The sequence below is a fragment of the Citrobacter sp. Awk 2 genome (assembly GCF_028069815.1).
GTDB lineage: Bacteria > Pseudomonadota > Gammaproteobacteria > Enterobacterales > Enterobacteriaceae > Citrobacter.
The window spans coordinates 1-4,382 of record NZ_JANEWL010000173.1 but is presented as its reverse complement, the minus strand read 5'-3'; the positions used below and the strand labels follow the sequence as shown (position 1 = coordinate 4,382).

The window sequence follows — 4,382 nt, the reverse complement described above, 5'->3', positions numbered from 1 at the left end:
TTCTCTGTCCGCTTTTTTGCTGAGTGCCTGTCTGAAACGGGCTTTCAGCAAAGAAAACCACAAACTGCCAGCCTGACCGTATGCGCTTTGGTCCCCTTCACGGGAAACAGCGAGGGGCGGTAGCGTGCCCGTGAGCCGACAAAGAGAGCGATTCATAGAAAATCCAGCCATCAGCGTGCGTAACGTCGACAACTTTCTCAATCAACAAATTCTGCTGAGGCTGACTCACATGGCAGCGAAACAGTAACCACAGTCGTTATGCCTTAGCTGGGGTGAGGAAGAGGGTATCGGACTGACATTTGACCAGCCACAAGGAGTGAACGGATGAAAAACAATCCCCTAATCAGATTCAGCCACAATCATCACCTGCTGATGGTCAACGGCTGTGCGTCGGAACTTGATGTGCTGGCCTTTGAGGGCGATGAGGCCTTAAGTAAATCGTTCAGCTACCGTATTGAATTCACAAGTTCTGACCATGCCATCAGCAAAGAAATGATGCTGATGAAAGCCGCCTCCCTGACGCTGCAGGCCCCGGAAAACCTGGGTTACGGCATCAAAATGCAGCAGGCTGTGCGGGTGATTCAGGGCGTGGTCACAGGCTTTGAACGCCTCAACACCTCAAAGGATGAAACCCATTATGCCCTGACGTTGCAGCCACGCCTGGCGCTACTCAGTCGTTCGCACCAGAATACCATCTACCAGGATATGTCCGTTCCTCAGATTGTGGAAAAAATCCTGCGGGAGCGCCACAACATGCGCGGTCAGGATTTTCTGTTCTCGCTCTCAAAAGCGTACCCGCGCCGCGAGCAGGTAATGCAGTACGGCGAGGATGACCTGCACTTTATTACCCGTCTGTTGGGTGAGGTGGGTATCTGGTTTCGCTTTACCACCGACACACGGCTGAACATCGAGGTGGTGGAGTTTTACGACAGCCAGCAGGGTTACGAGAAAGGTCTGACTCTGCCATCGGTTCCGCCATCCGGTCAACATTCGGAAGGGGTAGACTCGGTCTGGGGCATGGAGAGTCATCATCACGTGGTGCAGAAGCAGGTCAGCACCCGTGACTACAACTACCGTCAGGCGACAGATGACATGCACACCCGGGTCGATACGACCCGCGGAGATGCCACTACCTACGGTGATGCCTATCACTATGCTGATAACTATCTGACAGCGGGAAGTCACCATGATCGCAATCCGGCCCCGGAGTCCGGGGCGTTTTATGCCCGCATTCGTCATGAACGCTACCTGAATGGCCAGACGCGAACCCGCGCCATCACCAGTTGCCCGACCCTCTCTCCGGGTCAGGTACTGAAAGTTACCGGCGGATACGAAGTGGCAGACGTGTTTGCTCAGGGTGTGGTCGTCACGGCGATGCACAGCCATGCGCGCCGTGATGAAGATTTTGGTGTCAACTTCGACGGCATTCCGGACAGCACTGATTTTAGTATCCGTCCTGAGCCTGGTTCACGCCCGGTGATGGCTGGCACACTCCCGGCACGCGTCACCAGCACCACCGAGAACGACACCTACGGCCACATCGATAAAGACGGCCGCTACCGCGTCAACATGCTGTTTGACCGCGATAACTGGGAGACCGGGTTCGAGAGCCTGTGGGTCCGTCAGTCCCGCCCGTATGCCGGTGACACCTACGGCCTGCACCTGCCGCTGCTGGCGGGCACCGAAGTGGCGATTGGCTTTGAGGATGGCAACCCGGACCGGCCATATATTTCCGGCGTGCTGCACGATTCGGCGCACGGCGACCACGTCACCATTCGCAATTACAAACGTAACGTGCTGCGGACGCCTGCGAACAACAAAATCCGCCTCGATGACGAGCGCGGGAAAGAGCATATCAAGGTCAGTACAGAGTACGGCGGCAAGAGTCAGCTGAATCTCGGACATTTAGTGGATGCTGAGAAGCAGAAGCGCGGTGAAGGTTTTGAGCTCAGAACCGACAGCTGGGGAGCTATCCGGGCACAGAAAGGGATGTTCATCAGCGCTGACGGTCAGGCGAAAGCGCAGGGCCAGGTGCTGGAGATGCAGCCAGCACTTGCGCGGCTGTCAGCGGCATTAGTGGAGATGGAATCACTGGCAGCAAGTGCACAGCAAGCCCAGGCACTGGCTGCCGATGTCGGCCGTCAGCAAAAACTCCTCAAGCAGAAAATCGAACAGCTGCATGAAGAGGTCATCCTGGGCAGTGCACCGAAAGGGATGGCGCTGGTGAGTGGTGAAGATATGCAGCTATCGGCCAGTGAGAATCTGACGCTGACAGCGGGTAAACAACTGGATATCGGGGCCCGGAAGGATTTCACTCTGGCTGCTGGTAAACAACTCAGCCTGTACAGCCGTGAAGGGGCAAAATTATTCAGCTCGAACAACGATATTGATATTCAGGCACAGGGCGGGAATGTCACCACCTGGTCGACGCAGGACACGCATATTTCGAGTGGCAAGAAACTGGTTGTTACGGCGCAGGACGAACTGACACTGATATGCGGCGGCGGCTATATCAAAATCAAAGGTGGAAATGTCGAGATTGGCGGTCCGGGAAAACTGCTCATTAAGAATACCGGTATCAAGAAAACGGGCTCCGGTAGTCTGCAGGGGGTGATGAAGTCGTTTGAGCCATCAACGTTTGATGAAAAGTTTGTTATCACTCATCCTGTTTCAGGTAAACCGCTGGCAAATCAGAGCTATGACATTCATATGCCTGATGGAAAAATTTTGTCTGGTGTCACAGATAATTCGGGAAACTCATCATTAATAATGTCAAAAGCGGTTGATGGACTGAAGATCGTATTAAAGAAATAAAGAAAGGAAAAGGATTATGAGAAATCTGATTATGCGGCTCTGCTTTATATATGCTGTGTTTGTTCTGAGTGGTTGTGTAGCAGGTCCTTATGGTGGCGGTGTTGCCCTTGTGAATCCTTTTTCTGCAATGAATGATATGCAGACGGGGCCGGAAAAGAAAAAACAGCAACCAGAGGTGTATGGTCCGCCACAGATAATTTATCGCATTGATAAAGAGCGTTACTTTACGCTTGAAGAGTACACCCGCTGCGAAAATGGGAAAACTTTTTATAACAATACAAAAAAAAGGATTCATACCCAGATAGCACCCTCGTCAGGTTATTTATTTAAAGGCCGGCTTTTCTGGTTATCAAGCCGTGATGATTATTTAGCCTTTCCAGTCACAGCAAATAATAATAAGGCAACGTGTAAGGGATCTGATAAAGGGTGCCTGAATGTTGTTTCGGTGACAACAGATGGCGGGAAAACAGTGCACTCAGTGACTTACGGATCAAATACGCAGGATCCTAATGGGGATACAAAAAAATACGATATGCTGGTAACAAATGACGGGTTTTACATGATCGATTTTAAAGGGACAGAAAGATTCGATTATAGAGCTTCGACTTGGAAATGGATTTTTGATCCAGATGAAGAGTCAACTAAGTTAAATGGATACCCAGGTGTTACTGGCCCTAAATATCAAGATGAATTACCTATATAATGATATATCTCGCGTGAGCCAAATTCGTGTGCAATGCGATCGTCGGTTAGAGCCTGTACAATCTTCTGAGGTTATAGAGAATGAATAACAATAAAATCTCTCCAACACGAAAAGTCGATATCCAGATGACTGATAATGGCACTCCTTACGCTTACTCTACAACATCGCACAAAAATGTTAAAGTGAACGCAGAATTTCAACCACCACTGCAACTACCAGGATTAATTATATTTGTTCATGGTGTTAACTCAGAAGGTGAATGGTATCATGATGCAGAGCAGGCACTTTGTGATGGGTTAAATAAGCGATTGGGTTTAGTGATTGGAAGCAATCATGAGTTACTTTCAAATGAATATTCAGCAGCAGATTGGAATAATGAAAATCCCCGCAAATGGGTAACCCCACCACGGAGAATACTTAAAGAACATCGTTCCCCGGTTATTCGTTTCTATTGGGGGTATCGTGCTGCGGATAATGAAAGCGATAAATATGCTATCCCGCTTAAAAATAAGCAGGGTGATAATTATTACGACCTGACGCCTGAACAACGAAAAAGCAAAGGCCCCTTTTACTGGGGAGGTGGTCCGTTCCAGAATGGCTGCAACCAACTGGTCAGTTTATGGAGTGACAAAGGGTTTGATAACTGGCCGTCAGCGCTGGGCATTCCGGTACCATTTAGTACACAATTACTGAACGGAGAACGCGACAGGCTTCTGACGGCTGCTCCACCACGTCATTATTATGCCCACGCAGCTGGTCGTCTGGCAAAGCTCATTAAAACCATTCGAGATAAACATCCTGAAGATACAGTGACGGTACTGTCACACAGCCAGGGAACGATGATTGCCCTGGCCGCTGCTGCAAT

Annotated in this window: 3 protein-coding genes; all 3 read left to right on the top strand. The window is 50.0% G+C overall.

The features are described 5' to 3' along the window. Positions 1-324: 324 nt before the first annotated feature. Positions 325-2,814 carry a type VI secretion system Vgr family protein gene (locus tag NNO02_RS22720; protein ID WP_271455819.1) on the top strand — a complete coding sequence of 830 codons (2,490 nt, stop codon included), beginning with the start codon at positions 325-327 and terminating at the stop codon, positions 2,812-2,814. Between the two features lie 16 nt (positions 2,815-2,830). Beyond that, positions 2,831-3,517, top strand: coding sequence for a T6SS immunity protein Tli3 family protein (locus NNO02_RS22715; protein WP_271455818.1), 687 nt, complete (start codon positions 2,831-2,833; stop codon positions 3,515-3,517). An 80-nt stretch (positions 3,518-3,597) separates the two neighbouring features. Beyond that, on the top strand, positions 3,598-4,382 hold a 785-nt coding region (locus NNO02_RS22710; RefSeq protein ID WP_442867925.1), incomplete at its 3' end, for a T6SS effector phospholipase Tle3 domain-containing protein.

What these genes read in the sequence shown, in the direction of transcription:
- NNO02_RS22720 (WP_271455819.1), top strand. Translation starts at nt 325, where the DNA reads ATGAAAAACAATCCCCTAATCAGATTCAGCCACAATCATCACCTGCTG.
- NNO02_RS22715 (WP_271455818.1), top strand. Translation starts at nt 2,831, where the DNA reads ATGAGAAATCTGATTATGCGGCTCTGCTTTATATATGCTGTGTTTGTT.